Here is a 24,070-nt window from a genome sequence, read left to right as displayed (position 1 = left end):
GGCAGCGACATGAACTAGCGGGTTGGGGCTTCGGCCCCACCCTTCACATGAAACATTAACAATTTAATCCATTAAAGCTATGACAAAGAAAGAGACGATTAAGTTTATTGTGCAGATGATTGCAAGCATTGCTACGGCGATTGTAACAGCACTTGGCGCGACATCGTGCATCGGGGCTTAGCCCCGAAGCGCCACAAGTTCTTGGACAAGCCAAGCGGCATAGCCGAGCGGCGTGGCAGGTTGAACAACAACCACGAACCATTAACCATTAAAAGAGATAGAGCCCACAGCATGGTCTGTGAGCTCTATTTTTGTGCGGTTATTTGATTGTAATACGCTACGGCGATATCGGCATAGCAGTAAAGGTGGGTGCTGCGGGTTTTGATAACATCGGTGTGGTAATGGCGGTGGTGCTGCATTTTGCGTATCTGACTATAGGAGGCGGTAAAGGAGCGGTTATAGGCGGTGGCTAAGAATCGCACCTGGTCCTTGTGCGACAAACGGGACAACTGAGGATGGCGCTGCTGTTGTAACAAGATAAAAATGGCCAGATAACGGCACTGGCCTTGCATGGTGGAGAGTCGGCGAATGCGCGAGCGACGGGCTTGGTTGTTGGGCTGCAGGTTGAACACAAAGCCGTATTGCTTGGATAACGAAGAACGGTTCCACGCCTGCTCTACCTGCTCGGCAAACGAGGGTTTCATCTGGAACCGACCAATAGAGAAGTCGGCACCCTGACTGCCTTTGGTAACATAAAGGCCATTAACGGCGGCTCGCTCTATCTCGTCCTGCCACATGGAATAGCGGATAAGCTCTGGAAACACGATAGCCTCGGCCAAACGTGCATCCACACCAAAGGGCGCAAACTCCTGCTGCCACTCGGCGTGGTGATCGGCCACATAACGTGCTGCCGAGGTCCAATCGCTACCAAACACTTTTTGATAACGTGTGGAAAAAACAGTGGTGCTGCCCATAAAGAGCAGCAACCACAGTATGAGATAGCGCAAACCTACCATTTTACAGTTTGTAAGTACACTTTACAATCTTACCCTCATCGAAGATAATCCACTCTAAACGATCGGGGTTAGCAGTGAAGGCCGCTGGAGCGTAGGTGGTCATACCATTCAGGATAATCTCGCCCGTTTTAGAGTACTCTACAACGCGCTTGCCACTACGACTCTTATAAACACCATAAGGTGGGTTAGTGCCTGAATCAGCGCCCTTTTTCAGTCGGGCATCGGCCTTTTTATTAATGGCCTTCAGCTCATCCTCGTTAATCTTGCGGAACTTGCCATTCTCGACTACTGCATACTCGCCAGCCTCAGCGTTCTGGGCCAACAAAGGCCAGTTGCCACCAGGTGATTTAAAATCGTTTACGCCACCAATGTAGCCACGGCACTCCCAGGCACCAAATGTCCAGCCTTTTGGCAGTTCGTAGACGGTTTCCTGACAAACGGGCGATGCCTGCAGCTCGGGCAGATCCTTATAGGCCTGGTCTAAGATGTTGCCCACGGCAATCACGCTATTCAGGTCGGCACGACCGATGGCACATTCTGGCAGATCGCCACTGGCAACCACCTCACGCGACAAGCGGGTATATTCGGCAGCAAACTTCTTGTGCTCGGAAATCAGGCGCAGAAGCGAGGCGCGATACTCCTTGGCAGCCTCTAAACGATAGTTGTATAGCAGCTGATCAGCCTCATCATAAAGGGCATCAATCTTGGCTGCATCATCTATACCACATATCTGCTCGTAAAGCTTCTGCAACTTACTATCGTACTTTTTGCCAATGGCACTGTAATCGTGATTGGCCTCGCGCGTAATCACCTTTGCAAAGTTTTGAGCCAGCTGTCCCACCTTAGCCTCATAGCCTGTAAGGGCACCTGTAGTTTGCTGCATCTGCTTGCTAAAGTTGCCAGCATTCATGGCCATCTTCTGCATCTTCTGTACAAACTCGGGGTGAGCCTTGATGTAAGCCTCTTGCTCTTTCTCGCTCATCTTCTCAAAGCGTTCCATCTCGCTCATGTTAACATTGCCACCCATGATTTTAGCCATCACTTTTTGCTGGATGGGCTCCTTCTTCGAGTCGGGCGCGTTCTCATCGTTCAGGATAGCCATCTCCTCTTTGGTAAGGCCAAACATATCCTGCACTTTGCGCTCCCACTTTTGGCGCAGGGCTTCCATATCGGCATCGGAGCATCCGTTGGCACCCTCCTGCAACTGCTCGGCACGGGCCACAACGCGGGCTATCTTAAGTGCATAGGCATCGCGCTCCTCCATGGTGCTGCGGGCCATCTTCTCGGCCGATGGCAACTGTGGCAGCTCGGCCATCAAAGCCGAAGCCGAAGAGGCCGAAGAGGGGGTAAAGGTTCCATCCCACGTAACTGTAGGGGTTTTACGCTTAGGCACGATATCGTCGCCAGCGGCCACAGCCAACTTAGATGGGTCGGCAGGCTCATCGCTCTCGTCCTGCACAGCCTCGCTTATCTCGGCAGTTGCTTTTTTACCGATAACGGCTTGCTGTGCCTTTTGTTTTAGTTTGCCCAGAAATCCCTGAGCATTGGCGCCTGCTGTGCACATCATGAGCAAGGCAGCCAGCATTACTAAGTGTTTTTTCATATCGGTACTTGTTATTTCTTAATAAACTCCACACGGCGGTTCTGGGCGCGGCCGGCATCGGTCTTGTTGTCAGCTACGGGTTCGTGACTGCCTTTGCCTACGGCACGGAGGTTGAACTCGTCGCAACCTAACTGAGCAAGGGCTTTTACAACAGCCTCGGCACGCTGCTGCGAAAGGGGATCGTTGATTTTATCGGAGCCCTGATTATCGGTATGGCCCTGCACCTCGAAACGCACACTGGGGTTCTTCTTCATATAGTCAGCCACCTTCTGAATCTCTTCCATCGACTCGGGCTTCAGGGTAGCCTTGCCCGTTTCGAACAGGATGTTATTGGTGACGAACTTACCCGTCTCAGCGATGGCTTTCTCTACAGCTGAGAGATCGGTAGCCTGGCGCTGATAGAGCTCTACTGCACCCTTGGCAAGCACCACATTGGCAACGCCACGATAGGGATTCTCGTCCTGGATAATGAATTCGAAACGAGCGGGGGCTGCAACATTAGGCAGATTGATGATGCGCGTGCCATTGAGGTAGAACTTAAAAGCACGCTTGTTGAACGAGATGGCGAAATGATTCCACTGGCCAACCTTGGTGTATTGCTTTAAATGATCCCAATCCATGCTGCCACCAACATGCTGATCGATACCACCACCCTTCTTAAAGGTATAGTTGCCGTAACAATCGGGATTGCCTGGGCGATAGCGCAGATAGATATGGCCCGTCTGATTGCCACTTGCATCAAGGAACTGGAACTCGAAGGGGAAATCGGGGATTTCGCCAGCCTTACAGAAGAACTCATCCCACTCGAGGGTGAACACATCGGGCAGGTACGACTTCATATTCTCCATCAGCGGCGAGAATCGTGAGTCGGGGGCATTACTATGCGCATACTTCTTACCATTAATAGAGGCTGTCTCCAAGCTACCATCACTGACATCCCATTTTGAAGGGAACTCACCCATCTGTTCGTTAGCAAAGTCGTCCTGGAACAGAATAACGCTTCCACGAACAAAGTCGCTCTTCTGGTTCTGACCTACGGCATCGGGGGTGTCGTCGACCGCTTCGGCATCGTCGGCCTGGTTTTTAGCTTTCGAGTTTTTCTGGCCCTTTTTACCGTCGAGCACAGCATCCATCTCGCTATCAACGGCGCGCTCAACCTTGTTCTCAATCTTGTCTTTTGCTTTTTCGAGGGCTTTATCCTTTAGCTTCTTCAGAAAGCCCTGCGCATCGGCCGTTGCACTAAAAGCAATCATAGCCAACAATAGTAATAATAGTTTTTTCATAAGCTTTTAGTTTTAGTATAAATAATATGATAACGATTAGATTGGGGCAAATATACGAAAGATATTTGAAAGTTGCAAGTTATTGGCGCTAAAAAAACAAAAACGACTTTTTGTTTGGTTTCTCGGCTTTCTTGGCCTCTTTCTTGGCGGCTTTCTCGGCTTTCTTGGCTTCGCGCTTGGCCTGGCGCTCGGCTTTGCGGGCCTCTTTGCGCTCACGTTTGGCCTGCTTGGCCTCGTCGGTCATCTTATGGAACTTCATACGACCACGACTTACCTTGAGCTTGTGCATCTGATTGGTATCGATAAAAGAGAACGAACAGGAGATGTCGCGCCAGTTGCCACGCTGGATGACATCGCCGGTAGCCTCAGCGCCATTGCTATTAACAGTAACATCGATATTGCGCACATGAACGCCTTTATAACTGCAATCATCGATGGTGGCATTAACAGCACCTATAGGCAACTTGCCACCTAACTTGCGACGCATGGCGGCGGTGCGGGGCTTGCTGATATCAATCTTGAAATCGGCCTTGGCTGCCAGGGAACCGACATCCTTCATGCCCATCACCTTACCAAAATGCAACTTTTGGGTGCTGGCATTACCTACGACATACTTGTTGCGCTCGTCGAGCCAGAACTGGAACTTAAGACTACCCACGGCGGTGCCAAGGGTACCCCAGAAGCGCTCTTCCTTGCGGATGACACGGAAACTACCCGTATAGCTGATATTACCCAGATTGTGCAGCTGCGCCATCATGAGGCGCTTAACGGGGAACTGGCTGATGATGCGCTCCTTGATACCACTCTTGGCGGTCATCCGGTTGACATGGAACAGCACAGTGAGCTTTTCCTTGCTCTTGAGGTTGGTGATATCGCCGGTGGCAGCGATGGCCAGGCGTTTATCGGCAGTACCGACCCTTACCTGACGGAAGCTGAGCACATTCTGATTACCACTCATGGTACAACTGAGCTGGAGGGGCAGCGTGAACTTACTGAGCACGGGGGCAAAGGCACGCGAGATATCCTGGAGATAAACGGTGCCAGCGATGGAACCTGTACTGAAACTGAGGGGGATGCTATCGCGCTTACTGGGCAACTGCATAGCGGCATGAGCGATGTGCAGCTGGGTGTGCTTTTGCTGTACCTGCACATTGTTTAAAAGCAGCTTTTTACCTGCCAAGCGCACCTGGGCCTGCAGGTTGCGGATATCGATACCGGTGATGGAATCGCGAGCCTGCAACTCAGAGAGATTAAAGCGGAGGGTATCCTTTTCGGTGGCATCGATAGCGGCCTTGAAATGGCAGGTGACATCGAGATGACCTACATCGAAGAAACCGCGTTTGGGCTTGCCCGCATTTTTGCGGGGCTTGTGATTATCGGTAGCCAGCTGCAACTGGATCTGCGCCTGATACTTACCCTTACGGCCCTTGATGAGTGCCTGGGCGAGCTGCAACGACAGCTGATTATAGGTTACCTGAATGTCGTTAAGGCGCACGCTGTGGATATCGAACTGGATACGCTTGCGGGGCGCCACCGTGGTATCACGTTTGGCCTTGGGTTGCTTTTTAAAGGCATCGATGATGAACTGGAAGTTGGATACCGAATCCTTTGAGGGCTTGAGCAGCAGGGCACGGGCACCCGACAACTCGACATCCTTGATGGTAAACTTATTACCTAACAGTTCGCTGATATCTACATCTACCCCAGCCTGGCGAACAGTGAGCAGGGGGCGCTGCTGTTGGTCGGCTACATGCAGTCCGTACAAGCGCAGCTGCTGTGCCATAAAGCGGATATCGACACTATCGATACTGACCTGCGTTTGCAGGCGCTCGCTCAGCATCTGGGTGGTTTGCTTAAGCACACGCTGCTGGAAAGCCTTGGTATTTACCAGCACCACACCTGCACCCACCAACAATACTACCAGCAGCAGGAAGGCTGCCAGCAGCTTGAAGGCCAAGCGAAGGGGTTTCATGCTAAAAGGCTATTAGAACTGAGGCATGTTGGGCAAGCACACGGCCTTAACAGCCATGCACTCCATCTCGATGAGCCACCCAGGGCGGCACACCGGCGCATGAACGATGACACAGGGTTTGCCTGGGAACCGTTCGGCATAGAGACTGCGCACCAGCTGATAATCGGCCACATCGCGCAGATAAACAATCATGTGGGCTACATCGTCGAAATTGCAATCGGCCTCGACCAGCAGTGCCTCGACATTCTCCCACATACGTTGGGTTTGTTTCACGATATCGTTGGGATACATCACCTCGCCCTTGTTATTGATAGAGGCGGTACCTGAGATGAATACATGGCGGCGATCGGCATAGCTTACCATGGTGCCACGCTCGAACGATACACCGTAGTCGCTGGTGCGATTAAGATGGGTAGGCGCATAGAGATGATGCACCTGCTCGGGACGCACACCGGCGATGGCATAGTTATCCATCTGGGTGAGCACGTTAGGATCCTGCTGGCGACCACCGATACCGGTAGAGGCAATGAAGTGGGTATTGACAGTTAGGCCCTGGGTGAAGAACACCTGATTGCGGGCACGTACCACACCACCATAGTTCAAGTCGATATCGTTGACAAACAGCCAGGTACGGATACAGTTATCGGCCAGCGTACAGCGCTCCTGGGCCAGCTGCATGATATACTCGTTGAACAGCAGGCGCATCTGATACTCGGAGTTGGCAGCCAGGTTATGAGCCGAGGCATTAAACAGATGGCGGAACTGACCGTGACTAACCTCATAGAGCTCGCTCGGAGTCATGCTGGTTTGCACATCGGTCATGAGCCACACCCACAGCGCCACCTTGGTACCATCCAAAGGGGCCTGCTGGATAATGCTCTTGGCACAGTCGGTAACATCGTTTACTACTATAGCGTCGGCCTGATTGGCTGCATCGCTTAAAAAATAACGTTTAAATACGGCTTGCGCACCAGGCAACTGGGCCAGCAAGCTGTTGTAGGCATTCAGCACAGCCTCAACCTGCTGGGCATACGGAAGGCACGCCTGCTGCACGCGAATGATGGCATGATACTCGCGCACCTGGGTTCCGTTATCAAAACAGAACACGTCGGCCCCAGCCTGATCGAAATCTATGTGAGATAGTTTCTGGTTCATATAGTTACTTACTTTTGGGCACAAAGGTACGAAGAATAATTGAGAAACGTGCAGCAAGCAGCAAAAAAATACCTAATAATAAGTATTGTATATATGAAAAAATAGTATTAATTTTGCACCCGTAATCATTAATAGGCATACAGGTAAGGAAATGAAGAATCAGAAGATGTATGAAGCGGACGATAAAATGATATCACTGATCCGCGATAATTACGATTTGTTGCAGGCACTTGGAAGCTTTGGCATAAACCTGGGTTTTGGAGATAAGACGGTACGCGAAACCTGCGAGGACAATGATGTGGACACCTACACATTCCTGGCTGTGGTGAACTACGCCATGAACGGTTATGGCGAGTTTGACAACGACGAACAGATTAGCGTGCCTACCCTGCTGCACTACCTGCAGGCCAGCCATGCCTATTTTCTGGAGTTCCAGCTGCCTTACATCCGCAGAGAGCTGAGCGAGAGTCTGGATGAGAACGACTCGCTGGGCCGACTGATACTGAAGTTTTACGACGAGTATGCCCACGAGATACGTCGCCACATGCAGTACGAGCAGAAAACCTTGTTCCCCTACGTACAGCAGCTGATAGATGGCGAGCCTGCCAATGATTACAACGTAGAGACATTCTCGAAGCACCACGGTGCTACCGACAAGAAACTGCGCGAGCTGAAACTGCTGATTATTAAATATCTGCCACAGGACGGTCTGCACAACAACCAGCTTACCGCCACACTGCACGATATTTACGAGAACGAGGTTTGGTTGCGCCAGCACGCGATGGTTGAGGACCATATTTTTGTGCCTGCCATCCGCCGATTGGAGCAGATTACCAAGCAGCAGGACGTAACACGAAACATTTCGGGTATGGTGTTTGGCAATGCCACCGCACAGAATCCCGACGCGCTGAGCGACCGTGAAAAGGATGTGATTATTTCGCTGGTGCAGGGTATGTCGAACAAGGAGATAGCCGATCACCTGTGTATATCAATCAACACGGTGATTACCCACCGCCGCAACATAGCCCGCAAGCTACAAATACATTCACCAGCCGGATTGACCATCTATGCAATAGTCAATGGGCTGGTGGACATATCAACTGTAAAGTTATAAAAGGTGTAGTTGTTTGCTTAAGAATGTAACAACAGCACAAAGCGTGTACCCTTGGTGAACTCGGGATCGATATCGAGGTCGCCCTTCATCTTGATGGCCATCTGCTTACAGATAGGCAAACCAAGACCGTCGCCCTCGGTAAAATCCTTCACCTCGGTAAATGGTTTGAATACGTCGTCGCGCTTATCCTCGGGGATAGGCTCGCCGGTGTTAGATACCAGGAACTGGTGAACATGTGCACCACGCTTCTTGTATTCCAACCAGATAGTACCATCCTTTGGAGCATAGATAGCAGCATTAGCCAGCAGGTGCTGCAGGATATGCTGTACATACTCCTTGTTCATATTAACGCTCAAGGCGGGCACGTTAGTTTTAACTACCACGCCTGGGTTAACCTTGCTCTTGATAGCGTCGACCAGCTCGTTGCAGAATGGGGTGAGCTGAACATCGGCTGTTTCTACCTCCTGATCGATGGTGTTCTCAAGATCAGAGAGGGTGGCGATATGCTCAGAGAACTCGAGCAGGGCCTTAACCTCGGGGATCTTGGCATCGAGCTTGTGGAGTGTAGGATTAAGCTGGGCTGAGATATTGCTGATGAACTTGGCCTTGAGGGCATTGTTCTCGTTGGCCAGGTTAATGAGCTTCTTCTGCTTACGGGTAAGCAGGATAAAGCGCATCAGTACAATACCACCCAATACCAAACCTGCAGCCAGAGCTACTGCCAGGATGCACAGACCTACGATGATGGCCTGGCGCGCTGTGAGCGAGCTGGCCTGATCGTCTATCTTAGCCTCGTTGTCGGAAATCTGCTTTTTCAGTGCGCCAATCTCATCGGCATGTTTCAAGGTGTTAACCGAATCTTTCCAAGCCAGATAGTTGCTGTACGACTGTGCCACCATATTGGCATTGCCACTACGACGGGCATTGGCAATCAGGGTTTTGTAAACCTCGTCAACCTTGTCGTACTGCTTAGAGGCGGTAAGCTTACCGGCCATCTCCTTGAACACCTCATTACCCTGGGCATTCTGTCCGAATGAGTAATGATATACGGCTTTATTATAAAGAAGGTCGTTCTTGAGTTCTTCGTCGGCAGCGTAGGTAACCTGGGTCTCCATCAGGCCAAGCTGATCCTTGGCGCTATCACTCTTGCGCAGCTTGATGTACATGGCCAAGCGCTCTTTAGTGATGATGTAATGGAGGGCAGCCTTCTCCTTTGCATTCTTGCTGCGTGCATCAATCTCGGCATCGGCACGGCGAAGCAAATCGAAAGCCTCTTTCCAATAGTTGTCCTTGTAATACAAAGTAGCACCGCGAGTGGCACACTCCATGCCAACCTTTAACTGGCCCTGACGGGTGTACTCTTCGAAAGCGCGGATAAAGCTAAAGCGGGCACCTGCCACACTACCTTTCTGCATTTCGCTCTCGGCACGCTGATGTAACTCACTCTTCGTGGCTTGCTGAGCCTGGGCAATGCCCACACTGAAGCACACGGCTAACAGAAGAACAAAAACCTTTTTCATAATATGCGTTAGATTAGATTAGAACTTTGCCATCTTGATGGCTACAACGGCACACTCATCACCCTTATTGCCCAAGCGGCCACCGGCACGATCGAGTGCCTGCTGCTGGTCGTTGGTGGTGAGCAAACCGAAGACTACAGGGATATTGCTTGTTGCATTAAGACGAGCCACACCCTCGGTAACGCCCTGGCAGATGTAATCGAAGTGAGGAGTCTCGCCACGAATCACGCAACCAAGAATAATGACTGCATCGTAACCATCATTAAGGGTCATCTGGTGAGCGCCATAAATCAGCTCGAAGCTACCAGGCACCGTCTTAACATGGATATTTTCAGGCAAAGCGCCATGCTTTTCGAGTGTGCTAACACATCCGTCGAGCAGGGCGCCTGTTATTTCGGGATTCCACTCGGCCACGACAACTCCGAAGATCATGTTCGAAGCGTCGGGCACTGTGGTAATATCGTATTCCGATAAGTTTTTAGTAGCCATGGAGATTATTTTGATGAAACACGCTCAATATAGCCATCGATAGTCTGATAAGCCATAGAGTTGAAGTACTTCTCCTTAACCTCCTGATACAGCTTCAGGGCCTCATCGTTCTTACCCTGGCTCTCGAGAATCTCACCAGCCTGGATAAGGAAGGTGGGCGACAGAGAGTTGTTGTCGGCCTTCTCGGCAGCGCTCTTCAGGTGTGATACAGCCTTGTCGAGCTGGTTCAGGTGTGCATAAGCGTTACCCAGAGCACCCTCGGCAGCTGGAGAAATCATCTGATCGTCGGCACCATCGAACTCCTCGAGGTACTTAGCAGCATCCTCCCACTTGTTAAGCTTAGCGTAGCAGAGACCGGCATAAAGGTTTGCCAGGTTACCAGCTGCTGTACTGCTGAACTCGTCGGCGAGCTTTACAAAGCCCTTGAAGCTGGCGCTGTCGCCATTCAAAGCCTTCTGATAATCGCCTGCCATGAAAAGCTCCTGGCCCTTAGCGATAGCTGTGCTGGCCTTAATCTCTTTAGGACCGCTAACGTAGGTCTTGTACAGAACCACACCAGCAATGATTACTACAATTGCTACTACTGCAGCAATAACGGCCTTCTGGTACTTTACGAAGAAAGCCTCACTCTGATTCAGGCTCTGCTCAGCTGTCTGGGCGGCCTGCTGTTGATTTGTTGTATTTGCCATTATAATATTTATATTTAAATTTCCAAAAATCGGGTGCAAAGTTACTAAAAAAGACACACATTTTATATTTTTTTGCGGAAAATATTTATTAATCTGTGTTAATCCTTAGCATCAATGCCCAAAAAACGCTACCTTTGCACTATGATTCTAGAAAAGTTATCGGTCATCAACTACAAAAACATAGCAGAGGCCACACTGGATTTCTCGCCTAAAATCAACTGTCTGATAGGACAGAACGGGGTGGGAAAAACCAATGTGTTGGATGCGATTTACTACCTGTCGTTCTGCCATTCGGCCAATAATCCTATCGACTCGCAAGTGATACGTCATGGGGCCGAATTCTTTGTGCTGGAGGGCGCCTACGAGGGCGACCTGCACATTTACTGCGGCATGAAGCGAGGCACTAAAAAACACTTTAAGCGCAACAAGAAGGAGTATCGCCGCCTGTCGGAACATATCGGACTGATACCGGTGGTGGTGGTATCGCCATCAGACACGCTGCTGATTGAGGGCGGCAGCGAGGAACGACGCCGCCTGATGGACATGGTGATTGCCCAATACGACCATGGCTATATGGAGGCCATGAACCGCTATAACAAGGCCCTGCAGCAGCGTAATGCGATGCTGAAACTTGACGAGGAACCTAACCCGGATGTAATCAGCCTGTTTGAGGAACAGATGGCCTACGAGGGGGAGCGCATCTACAAAAGCAGAAAGGCATTTGTTGAGGAGCTGACGCCTATCTTCCAGCGTATTCACGAGACCATCTCGGGTAATCGCGAGCAGGTGGCACTGAACTACGTGTCGCATTGCCAGCGCGGTCCGCTGTTGGAGGTGATACAGCGCGACCGTTTTAAGGACCGTGCCATAGGCTACTCGCTGCATGGTGTGCACCGCGACGACCTGGAGATAACCTTAGGCGGGCACCTAATGAAACGCGAAGGTAGTCAGGGACAGAACAAGACGTTTGTGATTGCCCTGAAGCTGGCACAGTTCGACTTCCTGAAGCGTACCAATTCGAAGACTACCCCACTCCTGTTGCTCGACGATATTTTTGACAAGCTGGACGCCCAGCGCGTGGAGCAAATAGTAAAACTGGTGGCAGGCGATGATTACGGACAAATTTTTATTACCGATACCAATCGCGACCACCTGGACCTGATACTGAGCCGGCAGACGCTGGACTATAAGATTTTCCACGTAGATAACGGAGAAATAACTGAAACGCAGAAAGATGTTTAAGCGCGACGTACATAATGTAAAAGATTTGATTCTGAAGAATCTGAGAGCACAAGGACTGGAGACGCCCTTGTTGCAGAAACGACTGATGGACTCGTGGGCCGAGGTGGTTGGCGAATTTGTGGCCAACTACACCGAGAGTATGTACATCAGAAACCAAACACTATACGTACATCTGACCAACCCTGCCATGAGGGCTGACCTATCGATGATGCGCAGAGAGATAGTAAACAAACTGAATGCCCATGTGGGCACTCAGGTAATAGCCGATGTAAGGTTTAACTAATCAAGCCATCCATACACACATCGTGTTCGTCGGCGGGAATCGCATCTACACGCTGGAAATCAAAGCAGACACCATAGAACACAGCGCATCGCGGCTGAGAGAATGAACTCAGGAAACGATCGTAATAGCCCTTACCGCGACCCAGGCGGCGGTTCTCCTTATCAAAAGCCACACCAGGCACCAGCACAACTTTAATATCGTTGTACTTCTCTTTTGGCATAACCGGACCCGTTGGTTCCATAATACCAAAAGCCCCCTTCTGCAGACTATCACGCCCCGTATATCGGCACAGCACCATCTCGGTATCGTTTACCACCTTCGGCAGGTAAACGTTTTTGCCTGCTGCCAGCAATTCGTCGAGCAACTGATGGGTACATACTTCGTCGGGAAGCGAGTAATAGGCCACAATGTTGTCCATCAACATGAGATACTCCCTCATATGGGATACCACAGTAGCAGACAGTTCACCCAACTGCTGTTGAGTGAACTGCTTTTTACGTTCGCGCATCAGGGCGCGAAGTTCGTTCTTATTAAGCATGAGCTATCATTTTACTGAGCAACCTGATTTCGCGACTGTCGGCAATCTTAGCCACCTGCTTGCCCTTGGTTTTGGGCATCGGTTTCTGAGGAAATGCACCCTCGGAATGGAACAGTCGCAGAGTCTCATCAATCACAGGATCGTTCTGGTTGAGATACTCGGTCCAGGCCTGCTCGTTATGGATGTTATAGATAATTCGACTTACTACAAAGCGCTCGAGCAACTTGTACGACTTCTGAATCATCAGGTTACGACGCTTCAGTCCGTTCTTATCAGCAAAGTTTACAAACTGCTCAACGATATTCTGGCGCTTCAGATAGGTTTCCATCTCCTTTACATTGGTAATCGCACCCAGCTTGGCACGGTTATCGTCGGTATAGGTAAAGGCAAACTGCAGAATAAGACCCGACATGGCAGCCTCCTTGTAGTAAGAGGTAACACCAAGGGTATCCTCAGGAATAAAAATATCAGGAGTGATACCACCGCCGCCGTACACAATACGACCATTGTTAGTGTGGTACTCGGGACCTGTATTCTTAATGCTATCCTTTGAGAAGAACTCGCCATGCTGATAACGGGTCAACCAGTCGTCATCGTAGTGGTTGCCATTGTTATAAGGCTTCTGGATGCAACGACCAGATGGGGTATAATAACGAGCGATGGTGAGGCGGATCATCGAGTGATCGCTGAACTCCATAGGTTTCTGAACCAAACCCTTACCAAACGAACGGCGACCGATAATAGTACCACGATCGTTATCCTGGATGGCACCTGCCAGAATCTCAGAAGCCGAAGCAGAACTCTCGTCGACCAGCACTACCAGAGGTAGGCGCTGATAAGAACCACGACCATCGGCACGGTAATCCTGACGTGGGAAAGCACGACCCTGGGTGTAAACAATCAGCTGGCCACGCGACAGGAACTCGTTGGCAATCTGCACTGCCGACTCTAAGTAGCCACCGGTGTTGCCACGAAGGTCGATAACCAGATTGCTGAAACTCTGCTGCGACAGCTTGGCCAGCGCAATCAGCAATTCTGGATAGGTATTCTCGCCAAAATTACGAATCTTGATATAGCCACACTCGTCGTCGAGCATGTAGCAAGCGGTAACGCTCTTGGTAGGAATCTCGCCACGGGTAATGGTAATATGACGGATCTTCTTCTCGCCATAGCGGATAACGCCCAGTTTAACCTTGGTATCCTTTGGCCCCTTAAGGCGGTGCATGGCCTCCTCGTTGGTAACCTTCTTACCTACAAAGGCCGAATCGTCAACCTCAACAATCTTATCGCCAGCCAGCATACCGGCACGCTCGGCAGGACCATTACCAATCACGTTCTGCACACGGATGGTGTCCTGACGGATGGTAAACTCGATACCGATGCCAAAGAACGAGCCGCGCAGGTCGTCGTTGGCAATCTCGCCATCACGGGCACTGATGTAAACCGAATGGGGATCGAGCTCAGCCAGAATCTGAGGCATGGCTTTCTCAACCAGCTCGTTGATGTTAACCGTATCCACATACTGATCGTCGATGATATGGAGCAGGTTGTTGAGCTTGTTACCACTCGAGTTGATGATGTTCAGGCGGTTGCCTGAGAAATGGTTAGCATAAAACGTTCCGATAACAATACCCACAACCACACATACGGCCATGAGCAAAGGCATGAAACGATTAGTTCTATTCTTACTCATTTTTTATTTATCTTCTAATCCAATATAGATAACCTCGATGCCAGCACGCTCAAGCAGCTCGATGCCATCGGTGAGGCGGTATTTCTCGCCATAAACCACACGCTTGATACCAGCCTGGATAATAAGCTTGGCGCACTCGATGCAGGGCGAAGCAGTAATATAGATGGTGGCGCCATCGCTGTTGTTATTGCTACGCGCCAGTTTAGTAATGGCATTGGCCTCGGCATGCAGCACGTAAGGCTTGGTTACGTTGTCGTCGTCCTCGCACACGTTCTCGAAGCCGCTGGGAGTGCCGTTGTAACCATCGCTGATAATCATCTTATCCTTTACCACCAGCGCACCAACCTGACGGCGCTTGCAGTAGGAGTTCTCAGCCCAAATACGTGCCATACGCAGATAGCGTACGTCAAGTTTACTTTGCTTGTCGTTTTTTGATTCCATTTCGTTTAAGTAATGCGTCAATGGTGGGTTCGCCACCCTTGAACCGTTTATATAATGTCATCGGATTTTCGGTACCACCTTTCGACAGGATGTTCTCGCGGAAACTGCTGGCTGTCTTCTTGTCGAAAATGCCATGTTTCTTGAACACGCTGAAGGCATCGGCATCGAGCACCTCGGCCCACTTGTAGCTGTAATAGCCAGCGGCATAGCCACCTGCCATAATGTGCGAGAACTGCACCGTCATACAGGTATCGGGCAACTGAGGCAGCACCATGGCTTTCTCCCAAGCCTTCTTCTCGAACGGAATGATATCGGCAGTGAACTCATCCTTCTGGGTGTAGTAAGCCATATCCAGCAAACCAAAGCTTACCTGACGCATGCAAGCGTAAGCCACATTATAGTTGCGACTCTTTACAATGCGGTCGATAAGTTCATCGGGCAAAGGCTCACCTGTCTGATAGTGGAAGGCGAAAGTGCGCAGGAACTCCTTCTCGATCGAGAAATTCTCCATGAACTGCGAGGGCAGCTCCACAAAGTCCCACCACACGTTGGTGCCACTAAGGCTCTCGAAACGGGTGTTGGCAAACATGCCGTGCAACGAGTGTCCGAACTCGTGCAGGAAAGTCTCCACCTCGCCAAGTGTGAGCAGGGCGGGCTTCTCCTCAGTAGGTTTGGTAAGGTTCATCACCACACTGACATGGGGTCGAACATTACGCATATTATCATCGCCAAAAGGTTTCTTCTGGTCGATACGTTCTTTCCACTGACCCTGGTATTCGGTCATCCAGGCTCCTCCCTGCTTACCCTTACGGGGATGGAAATCGGCATAGAATACGGCCAGGAACGAGCCATCCTCATCGAACACCTCGTATGCCTTCACATCAGGATGATAAACAGGGATATCCTTATTCTCCTTAAAGGTGATGCCATACAGGCGGTTGGCCAAACCAAACACACCATCAATCACCTTCGATAGTTCGAAATATGGGCGCAGCATCTCGGCATCGAGATTATATTTCTGAAGCTGCAGCTTATGAGAATAGAACGAAAAGTCCCATGGCTCGAGCTTAAAGTTGTTACCCTCAAGTTTGCGTGCCATCTTCTCGATAGCCTCTACCTCCTTGATGGCGGTGGGCTTGTAGGCATCAATCAGGTTGTTAAGCAACTTGTACACGTTACGCACATTGCCTGCCATACGGTGCTTGAGCACGTAATCGGCATAGGTTTTATGACCTAACAACTGGGCAAGTTCGCGACGCAGATTAATGAGTCGCTTACATATCTCGAGATTATTCTCAGTATTATCGTGAATACACTCCGTATTCTTTGCCATATACAGCTGACGGCGAAGTTCGCGCTGGGTGCTGTAGGTCATAAAGGGCGAATACGAGGGGAAGTCGAGCGTGAACACCCAACCTTCTTTTTGCCGTTCCTTGGCTGCCAAGGCTGCTGCCTCGCGAGCTGTATCGGGCAGTCCATCAAGCTGAGCCTCGTCGGTAATATGCAGTGTGAAGGCCTTGTTCTCCTTCAGCAGATTCTGCGAGAACTGCAAACCAAGCATCGAAGCCTCCTCGGTAAGCTGACGCAGGCGCTCCTTGCCTGCAGCATCGAGCAATGCACCACTACGTACAAAACCGTCGTAGCAGTTATCAAGCAGCATTTTTTCTTCAGCTGTAAGCTTGCGGTGATGCTGGTGCACATATTTTACACGCTCAAACAAACGTTCGTTCAAGCGAATATCATTGGCATGCTTGGTAAGAATGGGACTCATCTTCTGGGCCAACGCATCCATCTCGTCGTTGGTCTCGGCCGAAAGCAAATTAAAGAATACAGTAGAAACTCGACCCAGCAGATCGTAGTATCCCTCCTTATCCTTCTCGTCATCTACACTGATAATGGTATTGTCGAATGTAGGTTTTGAAGGATTATTGATAATACGTTCTATCTGCTCATCGTCGCGACGGATACCTTCCAACATAGCCTCTTCGAAATCTTCCATGCGGATACGGTCGAATGGGGCTGTGTCGTGAGGTGTGTTATAAGGTTCAAAGAACGGGTTCGTTCTAGCTTTCTTTTCGTTCATCATTATACTAACTCATTTCGGATTGCAAGGACGGTGCAGCCCGTTCTCGCATTTTCGATGCAAAGTTACGACAAAAATCCGATACTTTACAAAACAATACATTAAAAAAGCTGAAAACGCTAAGAATAGGCGTTTCTACTTGGTATAAAGCAGGCGTTCGAGCTGGGGAATCTCTATTTTGCCACGACTCAACTCTATCAATCCGCGGTGCTGCATATCGTTCAGAATACGCGACACATTGAGGCGACTATCGTTCACCTCCTCGGCCAATCGGGTCATCAGGATATTAAACGTTTTATGACCAGCAGGATACAAGCAACGCTGAGTGAGGAATCGCACCACACGATCCTCGAGCGACTGGGGCGCACGGTACCACACCTGACGCATCTGTTTCTGTGTCTGGGTAGCAAAATGGTTAATCATATTCAGGCGAAACACCAGGAAATCTTCAGTAAGGCGCACTACCTCCTCCTTGTCGAGTGTCAGGAAGTTAACATCAGTCTGGGCTATAAAATCGCGAGTGTAACGCTGATTATAGCCAAACACCGACTCTAACTGGATGATATAAGGGGCCGAAATCTGCTCCTCTACATGATAGCCATAGTCGTCGGCAAACGAGCGCACCTTCAGACTGCCATTAATCAGGAAATAAAGTTGATGACAGTTATCGCCCGATTTCATCACAGTCTTGCCTGCATTCAACTTCAAGAATCCAAAACGGGTGTGACCAGCCACAATCTCCAAATCGTCGCGACTCATACCCTGGAACAAAGGGAACTGCAGCAGCTTATCAAAAATCTGGAGAACAGCCATACGCTTTTATTGCTGAATCTTATTCTTAAGCGAGGGCGAATACCAAACGGCATTCTTACCATCCTGATCGCTATAAATCAGGTAAGCCATCAGTTCAGGGTGCTGCGCAAGTACCTGCTTAGCCTTTTCTACACCCATCACCATAAACGAGGTGGCATAGGCATCGGCCACAGCACAGGTGTTGGCAAACACCGTAGCCGAGAGGATGCTATGCTGAACGGGATAACCCGTCTTAGGATCAATTGTATGGGCGTATTTCTTACCGCCCTTATAGTAAAAATTACGATAGTTGCCACTGGTAGCCATTGCCTTATCGGTAATAGCCACAATGCTCTGCACCTCCTGACCAGAGCCCTGCACATCGTCGGCAGGCTTAGAAATACCTACGCGCCAAGGCTTTTGATCAGGATTCAAACCACTGGTAACAATCTCGCCACCTATCTCGATCATAAAGTTATTAATACCCTTGCTACGCAACAGTTTAGCCACCACATCGGTACCATAACCCTTAGCAATAGCCGAGCAATCGAGCATGACGCGATCATCAGTCTTAGTGATTTTGCCTTTTTCGAGGGTAACCTTCTGATAACCAATAATCTGCATCAGACTATCCACCTGCTGTTTCGAGGGGTCGATACCATTCTTAAAGCCAAAGCCCCAGGCATTAACCAGCGGGGCAACGGTGATATCGAAAGCACCATCAGTCTCCTTCGAGATGTTCATCGCCAATTTATACACATCAAGGAACATTTCGTTAAGCTTCACATCCTGATTCTGGTTTACAGCAGTGATAATCGACTGGGGATTGAATGGTGATAACGAAGCATCTACCTTAGCCAGCTCAGCGTTGATGCTATACGTCATATCCGAATCACACTGATACACAGCATGATAGAACGTTCCGAACACTTTATCAGCACTCTTCTGATAAGGCATGTTACGCTGCTGACGGATAATCAGCACCGTACCAACAATCAGCAGCACCAGGAAAGGCACCTGCCACAAAAGTTTCTTATTCTTAGGCTGTTGCATCTGTTTAGATATCAATAATCACATTGAACGTTCCGCCCAAACGGGTATCGCCAAAGATTCCGAAGCCAGGCACATACCAAGTATTACCAAAATCACCTTCTTCCTTATGGGCAATGCGGCGCTTATAACGCAGGCTCCATCCTAAATGCAAGGGACCATAAATCTTGGCATCAACACCAACTACAGCCTCTATCCAATGATAGTTGCAAGGAGCATCTAACACACCATAACCAGTAGGCCACTTCCAAGTGGGATCGGTGAAATCAGGGCATGAGATATCAACCTTATACGATGTAAAAGCATAACGCAAACCACCATACAAACGGTTGTCGCCATGCTTATCCTTCAATAGATTCTTATCGATACCAATACGGAAATAAGGAGCCGAGGTACTATAGTGAATCTTGGTTACATCATCGTTGTGATTAGCGCGTCCCAATCCAGCCTCGATAATCGGAAACCACTCATCGTGCAAATTAACACGCAGGGCACCTTCGTACTGACCATTATCAGTAAAAGCCATCAGTCCCGCTCCAACCAGATCGAACGAAACAGCAAAACCACGGAACATAGGCACAGAGTCTTTCTGAAACGAGAAAAACTTCTGAGCCTGAGCTGGCACCGATGCCGAGAGCACCAGGATACTAATCGTCGCTCTTAGGATAGAGGTAGAAATGAACCGTCTTAGAATCATAGGTTACTGATGGGTTATTAATCACAATTGAGTCGATGTAGTTGCGGGTATAGCGCACATTGGTGAGCGTGTGAAAAAAAGTGGTATTACAATCAACCGATTCGAAATGGGGATAGTCGTCCTTCTTAATCCATACGGTATCGCGTACCAGCGAATCAGTATTGGCTATTTCAAACTTGAACAGCAGAACATCCTCGGGATGCGAGTAACTGATAGGCAAGTTAAACTGACTAATGCCTACACCTTTATTATATATAATAGAGTCGCGACCACTGTAAAGTACAACGTTCTCATTATCGACATTTACGGTCGAAATGGTCATTGTATCGGTAATCGTTAACTCATTGCCATCGCTGGTACGTATCTGATAAAGAGTTGCCACCGTACGGTCGACAGGACAATCGACAGACGAGCAGGCTACCATCAGCGCTGCCAACGACAGATATACGAGACGTTTCATCATATTTTCTCTTCTATCTGATAATCATTACGTCCGCTCGATGAGCGACTGATCAGATCGCCCAGGAAACCTGTCAGGAACAGCTGTGTTCCCATCAGCATCATAGTAAGCGCAATGTAGAAGAATGGCGAATTAGTTACCAATCGCTGTGGGATATGATTAGCCAAACACCACAGTTTATCAGCACCAATCCAAGCTGCAGAAATAAAACCAATAAAGAACATCAGTGTACCCAGGAATCCGAACACGTGCATAGGTTTCTTGCCGAATGTGCTCAGGAACCAAAGTGTGAGCAGGTCGAGATAACCATTTACAAAGCGGTTCAATCCCATGAACTTCGACGAACCATACTTACGTGCCTGGTGCTGTACCACCTTTTCGCCAATCTTGTTGAATCCTGCATTCTTGGCCAAATAGGGGATATAACGGTGCATCTCGCCATACACCTCGATATTCTTAACAACTGCCTTGCGATAAGCCTTCAGTCCGCAGTTAAAGTCGTGCAGATTCTTAATGCCGCTGATTTTGCGGGCTGTAGCATTAAACAGCTTGGTAGGGATAGTCTTCGAAATAGGATCGTATCGCTTCTGCTTGTAGCCACTCACCAGATCGTAGCCATCTTCCTTAATCATACGATACAACTCAGGGATTTCATCAGGCGAGTCCTGAAGGTCGGCATCCATGGTAATCACCACATCGCCCTGAGCCTGCTCAAAACCACAATATAGCGCAGGACTCTTACCGTAGTTTCGGCGGAACTTGATGCCCTTTACAACACCGGGCTGTTGCTTGTTCAACTCCGAGATAATCTCCCACGAGCGGTCGGTAGAACCATCGTTAATGAAAATAACCTCATAGCTGAAATTGTTTGCCTTCATCACACGCTCTATCCAGGCATAAAGCTCAGGGATAGACTCATCCTCATTATAAAGAGGTATAACTACTGATATATCCATAATTTTAATTCAATGCTTCAATTTTCGAGAATTTCAATTCTTTATTATTTTACCCCTCAATTCTTTTGCGCTGCATAATCAGACCGATGGGCACACCAAGAATGAAGCCCAACGAAATATTGATGGTGAGAATATTCAGCGCATAGTCGATAGGACGCGTCATAGCCATTTCGGCTAAACTATCATCCACCATTTGGGTCATACCATATTGCTCCAACATGGCCTTACCCTCCTCAGTGCTCATCATTTTGGCAAACGAACTTACCAGATAGCCATTATCCATATAAGCAAAATACAGATACTGAACCACCGCTAACAGAACAGCGCCATAAAAAAACACAAAAATGGTATAAGCATAGCTACGGGCAAAGGAGATAACACCTTCTCTACCCTCGTCACGGAATTTACGCAAACGGTTGGCAACAAAGAACGGCGTCATCACAGCCATCAACATAGCAGCCATAGCTAGGACCTGATTACTCAAGCCAACAATGTAGCTTGCAAAACTGGTAATCCATAGAATAGCCAGAAAGAAACCATCCTGACGAGCGTAAGCCTTTAATTGTACATATTCTGGTGCGGTCATCTTTTAACATTTACCTCTTACAGGGTGCAAAATTAAGCATTTTCCTGCATATAACGGGGGCAATCCCTAAAAAAATAGTTAAAATCACGAAACTTTTAGCTTTCTACTTCCCTCTTTTCACTTTTTTATTGTACCTTTGCACCCGCTTTAAGCAAATAGTTCTTTAAAATTACACGGGTAAGTCCTGTACGGCCAGCTCCCTTTGAATCCCCCAGGGTGGGAACGCAGCAAGGGTATTAGGTTGTAGCGGCGCGATGCAGATCGCTTACCCACCCGCCTCTTTAGCTCAGTTGGCCAGAGCACGTGATTTGTAATCTCGGGGTCGTTGGTTCGAATCCGACAAGAGGCTCGTTTTGAATATGAGGATTGACATTGGTCAATCCTCTTTTCATTTTTAGACGTATGGACGATAAACGATATATCCATAACCTCATTCGTGAGGGCGAACACCAGCAGCAGGACTTTAAGTACCGTGTGTCTGACGCCTGTAAACTGGCTAAATCAGTATCGGCATTTGCCAATACCGATGGAGGGCGGTTACTGATTGGCGTACGCGATGATGGAAATCTATCAGGTGTCCGCTCCGAAGAAGAAATATACATGATGCACCAAGCGGCTTACAAATATTGCAAGCCCGAAGCTAGCATTAAGTTCGACACCTATCATATTGAGGGGCGCACCATCGTGATTGCCACTGTTCCACCATCTGCCCGCAAACCTGTTTGTGCTATCGATGCAGAAGGTAAGGCAAGAGCATATATACGCATCAACGACGAGAATATTGTAGCCTCTCCTGTTCACTTGGCCCTGTGGCGCGAATCACAGAAACCCCAAGGCGTCATCGTGACCTACGATAACACAATCCGTCAACTACTCGACGCCATACCCACACAGCAAACGCTTAACCAGATTGTTCGCCAATCACGCCTACCGCGCCACAAGGTCATAACGCTCCTGGCACGACTAATCCGTTTTGGTACAGTCAGCTGGCAATACACCAACCAACAGTTTCTCTTCAGTCTTATATAAAGATTTTCTTAAAACAACACCACTTTCTTAATTAATTTGCTTATCTTTGCAACGTAAACAAATTAATATTAGGCATTATGGATTTATTACACATTATTGCAGTAGTAGCGCTCATCATCATTGGTATAGCAATTTATATCAATAAGCGTAATGGCTAAGTTCTCCTTAGCCATTACGTTTAATAAACTACATATCAAGGATTAACGAGCAGCCCCAACATCTGCTTGATATGAGTATCAAGTATATGGAAAGCAGGATCTACCATACCTCCATGACCATGACCATCTATCTCATACAAATAGGTTTGCTTGTGGCCAACTAGTTTCATCATACGAGCCAGATATTGATTCTCATCGTATCGTCCATATAATTCTAATTCACGATCGCCACAAATCAACACCAATGGCGGACAGTCATTACGCACCCAGTAAAGTGGCGCATACTGGTCGATGGTTGGCTGCAAAGGCTGGATTCCCTGCATCTTGCGCACATTATAATGAGTAATAGCCTGACCACTAAAAGGAATATACTGCCAAACACTATCCGCGTCAACCTGATAGTTATTAAGCCATGTCTTATTCAAACAAAGCATCATGGCGAGATAACCGCCAGCAGAATGACCTGTTACAACTATTTTTCGTGAATCGCCACCATACTCTTTAGCATGACGAAAAGCCCATGCCACAGCTTCGGCAGCATCATCAATCGTTTTATCAACAGTAACTTTAGGCAGTAAACGATAGTTAGCACCAATCACCACATACCCTTTATCCTTTAATCTCTGTGGGATTTCTTTCTGGCCAGCCTCTAATCCGCCACCGTGAAACCATACAATTACAGGAGAATCCTTCTTGCCTTCAGGGTAATACACATCCAATTTCAAACGCTCTTTAGCATAAGCATCAGTTTTCGAAGTATAACTGATGTTTGAAACAGTTTTGTAATTTTGTGCACTGATGGCGACAACCATCAGAAGCAATACGGCTAATACATTTAATCTCTTCATAGTTCGTTAGTTTTTGAAAATAAAAAAGCCCTAGAGAAGTGTATCTCCAGGGCTATCGTTAAAATAAAGACGGCGGCTTCCTACTCTCCCGCATTGCATTGCAGTACCATCGGCGCAGGTGGGCTTAACTTCTCTGTTCGGAATGGGAAGAGGTGGGACCCCACTGCAATAACCACCTAATATAGGTTATTGACATTGTCGACACAAGAAACGTAGCAAAGCTTGCTTTAGCTACTTGATTACATCTGATAATATCAGCATGAAGCGAAAGATCTCGGGCAATTAGTAGTGCTCGGCTTTGACGTCACCGTCTTTACACCTGCACCCTATCAACGTCATCGTCTATGACGACCCTCAATGGAGTCCTCATCTT

The 24,070-nt window shown here is 48.7% G+C and carries 24 protein-coding genes, 1 tRNA gene and 2 rRNA genes; 6 read left to right on the top strand and 21 right to left on the bottom strand.

Annotated features, from left to right (window positions below):
* Positions 1-79: 79 nt before the first annotated feature.
* Positions 80-181 (top strand): smalltalk protein, encoded by a 102-nt coding sequence (locus T500_RS17060; protein WP_155267569.1) that lies wholly within the window; start codon positions 80-82, stop codon positions 179-181.
* A 124-nt stretch (positions 182-305) separates the two neighbouring features.
* Here the strand turns inward: T500_RS17060 and T500_RS0113815 are convergent, their stop codons facing one another.
* From T500_RS0113815 to T500_RS0113795, 5 genes are all read right to left on the bottom strand, one after another.
* On the bottom strand, positions 306-1,016 hold the full coding sequence (locus T500_RS0113815; RefSeq protein WP_051612087.1) for a hypothetical protein: 711 nt from the start codon (positions 1,014-1,016) through the stop codon (positions 306-308).
* Position 1,017: 1 nt separating this feature from the next.
* Positions 1,018-2,619: a hypothetical protein gene (locus tag T500_RS0113810; RefSeq protein ID WP_155267568.1), complete on the bottom strand. Its 1,602-nt coding sequence runs from the start codon at positions 2,617-2,619 to the stop codon at positions 1,018-1,020.
* An 11-nt stretch (positions 2,620-2,630) separates the two neighbouring features.
* Positions 2,631-3,902, bottom strand: a complete 1,272-nt coding sequence (locus tag T500_RS16080) for an OmpA family protein (RefSeq protein WP_080694911.1) — start codon at positions 3,900-3,902, stop codon at positions 2,631-2,633.
* Positions 3,903-3,990: 88 nt separating this feature from the next.
* Positions 3,991-5,874 carry an AsmA family protein gene (locus tag T500_RS0113800; protein ID WP_028908594.1) on the bottom strand — a complete coding sequence of 628 codons (1,884 nt, stop codon included), beginning with the start codon at positions 5,872-5,874 and terminating at the stop codon, positions 3,991-3,993.
* A gap of 12 nt (positions 5,875-5,886) precedes the next feature.
* On the bottom strand, positions 5,887-7,029 hold the full coding sequence (locus T500_RS0113795) for a Rid family hydrolase (protein ID WP_028908593.1): 1,143 nt from the start codon (positions 7,027-7,029) through the stop codon (positions 5,887-5,889).
* Between the two features lie 151 nt (positions 7,030-7,180).
* Between T500_RS0113795 and T500_RS0113790 the strand changes: the two genes are divergently transcribed.
* Positions 7,181-8,143 carry a LuxR C-terminal-related transcriptional regulator gene (locus T500_RS0113790; protein ID WP_028908592.1) on the top strand — a complete coding sequence of 321 codons (963 nt, stop codon included), beginning with the start codon at positions 7,181-7,183 and terminating at the stop codon, positions 8,141-8,143.
* Positions 8,144-8,160: 17 nt separating this feature from the next.
* Here T500_RS0113790 and T500_RS0113785 read toward each other — a convergent pair whose 3' ends face one another.
* Genes T500_RS0113785 through T500_RS0113775 form a run of 3 tightly spaced genes read right to left on the bottom strand, consistent with a single transcriptional unit; the run spans position 8,161 to position 10,841 of the window.
* Positions 8,161-9,663, bottom strand: a complete 1,503-nt coding sequence (locus T500_RS0113785; RefSeq protein WP_028908591.1) for a sensor histidine kinase — start codon at positions 9,661-9,663, stop codon at positions 8,161-8,163.
* A gap of 18 nt (positions 9,664-9,681) precedes the next feature.
* Positions 9,682-10,152 (bottom strand): 6,7-dimethyl-8-ribityllumazine synthase, encoded by a 471-nt coding sequence (gene ribH, locus T500_RS0113780; RefSeq protein WP_013065589.1) that lies wholly within the window; start codon positions 10,150-10,152, stop codon positions 9,682-9,684.
* Positions 10,153-10,157: 5 nt separating this feature from the next.
* Complete coding sequence (locus tag T500_RS0113775) at positions 10,158-10,841, bottom strand: tetratricopeptide repeat protein (protein ID WP_028908590.1); 684 nt, start codon at positions 10,839-10,841, stop codon at positions 10,158-10,160.
* A 141-nt stretch (positions 10,842-10,982) separates the two neighbouring features.
* Here T500_RS0113775 and recF point away from each other — a divergent pair, with 141 nt between their 5' ends.
* The gene (recF, locus tag T500_RS0113770; RefSeq protein ID WP_028908589.1) at positions 10,983-12,083 is read left to right on the top strand and encodes a DNA replication/repair protein RecF; all 1,101 of its coding nucleotides are present in this window, start codon (positions 10,983-10,985) and stop codon (positions 12,081-12,083) included.
* Entirely contained in the window at positions 12,076-12,366 is a 291-nt protein-coding gene (locus T500_RS0113765) for a DUF721 domain-containing protein (protein ID WP_013064001.1), read from the top strand. The genes recF and T500_RS0113765 overlap by 8 nt, the downstream gene beginning before the upstream one ends.
* On the opposite strand, the gene T500_RS0113760 is transcribed toward T500_RS0113765, so the two are convergent.
* The 10 genes from T500_RS0113760 to T500_RS16075 all read right to left on the bottom strand — a co-directional run bounded on the left by T500_RS0113760 (position 12,359) and on the right by T500_RS16075 (position 21,662).
* On the bottom strand, positions 12,359-12,904 hold the full coding sequence (locus T500_RS0113760; RefSeq protein WP_028908588.1) for a 5-formyltetrahydrofolate cyclo-ligase: 546 nt from the start codon (positions 12,902-12,904) through the stop codon (positions 12,359-12,361). The two genes, T500_RS0113765 and T500_RS0113760, sit on opposite strands and share 8 nt — an antisense overlap.
* Positions 12,897-14,597 (bottom strand): S41 family peptidase, encoded by a 1,701-nt coding sequence (locus T500_RS0113755; protein ID WP_028908587.1) that lies wholly within the window; start codon positions 14,595-14,597, stop codon positions 12,897-12,899. Before T500_RS0113755 ends, T500_RS0113760 begins: the two co-directional genes overlap by 8 nt.
* 3 nt (positions 14,598-14,600) lie before the next feature.
* Positions 14,601-15,038, bottom strand: coding sequence for a deoxycytidylate deaminase (locus tag T500_RS0113750; protein ID WP_013065511.1), 438 nt, complete (start codon positions 15,036-15,038; stop codon positions 14,601-14,603).
* Positions 15,010-17,124 carry a M3 family metallopeptidase gene (locus T500_RS0113745; RefSeq protein WP_028908586.1) on the bottom strand — a complete coding sequence of 705 codons (2,115 nt, stop codon included), beginning with the start codon at positions 17,122-17,124 and terminating at the stop codon, positions 15,010-15,012. The genes T500_RS0113750 and T500_RS0113745 overlap by 29 nt, the downstream gene beginning before the upstream one ends.
* Before the next feature lie 132 nt (positions 17,125-17,256).
* The gene (locus T500_RS0113740) at positions 17,257-17,934 is read right to left on the bottom strand and encodes a Crp/Fnr family transcriptional regulator (RefSeq protein ID WP_028908585.1); all 678 of its coding nucleotides are present in this window, start codon (positions 17,932-17,934) and stop codon (positions 17,257-17,259) included.
* A 6-nt stretch (positions 17,935-17,940) separates the two neighbouring features.
* Positions 17,941-18,966 (bottom strand): FAD:protein FMN transferase, encoded by a 1,026-nt coding sequence (locus T500_RS0113735; RefSeq protein ID WP_028908584.1) that lies wholly within the window; start codon positions 18,964-18,966, stop codon positions 17,941-17,943.
* Between the two features lie 4 nt (positions 18,967-18,970).
* Complete coding sequence (locus tag T500_RS0113730) at positions 18,971-19,660, bottom strand: DUF6048 family protein (RefSeq protein ID WP_033149357.1); 690 nt, start codon at positions 19,658-19,660, stop codon at positions 18,971-18,973.
* Positions 19,611-20,123: a DUF6452 family protein gene (locus T500_RS0113725; RefSeq protein ID WP_230580918.1), complete on the bottom strand. Its 513-nt coding sequence runs from the start codon at positions 20,121-20,123 to the stop codon at positions 19,611-19,613. The genes T500_RS0113730 and T500_RS0113725 overlap by 50 nt, the downstream gene beginning before the upstream one ends.
* On the bottom strand, positions 20,120-21,076 hold the full coding sequence (locus T500_RS0113720) for a glycosyltransferase family 2 protein (protein WP_028908581.1): 957 nt from the start codon (positions 21,074-21,076) through the stop codon (positions 20,120-20,122). The genes T500_RS0113725 and T500_RS0113720 overlap by 4 nt, the downstream gene beginning before the upstream one ends.
* A gap of 49 nt (positions 21,077-21,125) precedes the next feature.
* Positions 21,126-21,662 (bottom strand): DUF4199 domain-containing protein, encoded by a 537-nt coding sequence (locus T500_RS16075; protein WP_051612085.1) that lies wholly within the window; start codon positions 21,660-21,662, stop codon positions 21,126-21,128.
* 275 nt (positions 21,663-21,937) lie between these two features.
* Between T500_RS16075 and T500_RS0113710 the strand changes: the two genes are divergently transcribed.
* A tRNA-Thr gene (locus T500_RS0113710) sits at positions 21,938-22,011 on the top strand.
* A gap of 53 nt (positions 22,012-22,064) precedes the next feature.
* A complete protein-coding gene (locus tag T500_RS0113705) occupies positions 22,065-22,691 on the top strand; it encodes a helix-turn-helix domain-containing protein (RefSeq protein WP_028908580.1) in 627 nt (208 codons plus the stop codon).
* Positions 22,692-22,884: 193 nt separating this feature from the next.
* On the opposite strand, the gene T500_RS0113695 is transcribed toward T500_RS0113705, so the two are convergent.
* From T500_RS0113695 to T500_RS0113685, 3 genes are all read right to left on the bottom strand, one after another.
* Positions 22,885-23,697, bottom strand: coding sequence for an alpha/beta hydrolase (locus T500_RS0113695; protein ID WP_028908579.1), 813 nt, complete (start codon positions 23,695-23,697; stop codon positions 22,885-22,887).
* A 67-nt stretch (positions 23,698-23,764) separates the two neighbouring features.
* Positions 23,765-23,877: ribosomal RNA gene (gene rrf / locus T500_RS0113690) — 5S ribosomal RNA — on the bottom strand.
* A gap of 81 nt (positions 23,878-23,958) precedes the next feature.
* A 23S ribosomal RNA gene (locus T500_RS0113685) occupies positions 23,959-24,070 on the bottom strand; the annotation flags it as partial.

Source organism: Xylanibacter ruminicola Ga6B6, assembly GCF_000687715.1.
Taxonomy (GTDB): domain Bacteria; phylum Bacteroidota; class Bacteroidia; order Bacteroidales; family Bacteroidaceae; genus Prevotella; species Prevotella ruminicola_B.
The sequence above is the reverse complement of the archived record's forward strand: the minus strand, read 5'-3'. Positions and strand labels throughout refer to the sequence as shown.